General features: G+C 60.8%; 1 protein-coding gene. It reads right to left on the bottom strand.

Going from position 1 to position 663, the window contains the following annotated elements; genetic code table 11:
- A partial coding sequence (locus WF331_RS29155; protein ID WP_340623570.1) for an immunoglobulin-like domain-containing protein occupies positions 1 to 663 on the bottom strand: 663 nt, incomplete at both ends.

The following is a 663-nucleotide window of genomic DNA, read 5'->3' on the forward strand; positions in this document are numbered from 1 at the left end:
CGAGCCGTTGTTGTAGACGTCGTTCGCCGGGGTCTGGAAATCAACGCTGCCTTGGGTTTTGCCCGCTTCAACAGTGATGGTCTGCCCATTGGACAGGGTCACGGTCACCGGAGTCTGGGCAGGGTTGCTCAGGGTCACGGTGTAGGTGATTACGCCACCTTCGGTCACCGACGGGTTCGCCGTCAGGGTTGCGGTGGTGGTGTCTACCGAATCGTTGATCGTGGTCTGAGCCGGGGTCGGATTCGGGGTCAGCTGCTCGAAGTTACCGCCAGTGGCGTTTTCGATGGTGACGCTGACGGTCGAGCCGTTGTTGTAGACGTCGTTCGCCGGGGTCTGGAAATCAACGCTGCCTTGGGTTTTGCCGGCCTCAACGGTGATGGTCTGGCCGTTGGACAGGGTCACGGTTACCGGAGTCTGGGCAGGGTTGCTCAGGGTCACGGTGTAGGTAATTACGCCACCTTCGGTCACCGACGGGCTCGCCGTCAGGGTTGCGGTGGTGGTGTCTACCGAATCGTTGATCGTGGTCTGAGCCGGGGTCGGATTCGGGGTCAGCTGCTCGAAGTTACCGCCAGTGGCGTTTTCGATGGTGACGCTGACGGTCGAGCCGTTGTTGTAGACGTCGTTCGCCGGGGTCTGGAAATCAACGCTGCCTTGGGTTTTGCC

The sequence above is a fragment of the Pseudomonas sp. YNh genome, assembly GCF_037993085.1.
Lineage (GTDB): Bacteria > Pseudomonadota > Gammaproteobacteria > Pseudomonadales > Pseudomonadaceae > Aquipseudomonas > Aquipseudomonas putida.